Source organism: Gabonibacter chumensis, assembly GCF_024741215.1.
GTDB classification, from domain to species: domain Bacteria; phylum Bacteroidota; class Bacteroidia; order Bacteroidales; family Marinifilaceae; genus Gabonibacter; species Gabonibacter massiliensis.
In genome coordinates, this window is sequence record NZ_JANSKB010000010.1 from 1 (window position 1) to 950 (window position 950).

Consider the following 950-nt stretch of genomic DNA (forward strand, 5'->3'; position numbering starts at 1 on the left):
ACGCGGCGATCGGTTTGTTCATGTCGAGCCTGACCTCTTACCAGATCGTTGCCGCCGTGGGTACCTTGGCGATCCTCGCGGCTTTAAGTTACGTGAAGGGATTGTGGCAGGAGATCGATTTCGTTCGCGATATCACGTTCTGGCTGGCGATTTCCGGTCGAGCCGGGGAGTTCGTTAACGGTTTGATCTGCTCGGAGGACGTGATCTATTTCCTGATCGTGATCGGCTTGTTCCTGTTCATGAGTGTTATTCGTTTACAGGCTTGTCGGCAGAAGAGTTCGTGGGCGGTGAATCTCGGTAAATACGCCGTGGTATGGTTTATTGCCATGCTTGTCGGCTACCTCTCTTCCCGTCCTTCCTTGATGTCGTTTTATGATGTGACGCGTACGAAACAGAACACGTTGACCCCGAACAGCCAGGATATCGTTGCCCGCATGGACGGGAAGTTGACAATCACGACCTACGTGAACATCATGGATGATTACTATTGGATCGGTATGCCCTCGCAAAAAAGTTACGATTTGCGTCGTTTCCGTCAGTATCTTCGTTTTAAACCGGATATCACGATGAAATACGTTTATTATTACGACTCGGTAAAAAACATGAAGAACCTGGAAAAGAGATACCCGAACATGACNATTACGACTCGGTAAAAAACATGAAGAACCTGGAAAAGAGATACCCGAACATGACTTTCGACCAGATGGTGAAGAGGACGCTAGAATCCACCGGATTGGACACAACGAAGGTATTGAAGCCGGAACAGATTCGCGCACGAATTGATTTGTCCGGCGAGTACAATCGTTTCGTTCGTTTGTTGGAGCGGGAGAACGGCCAGAAGACTTTCTTGCGTGTGTTCGATGACATGATGATCTTCCCCGGGGAGACGGAGATTTCAGCCGCCTTCAAGCGTATCGTGATGAAGTTGCCGAAGGTGGGCTTTTTGACGG

1 pseudogene is annotated in these 950 nt (G+C 49.3%); it reads left to right on the forward strand.

Annotated features, from left to right (window positions below):
- Nucleotides 1–658: 658 nt before the first annotated feature.
- Nucleotides 659–950 (forward strand): annotated as a pseudogene (locus NVS78_RS14115) (Gldg family protein); the annotation flags it as partial.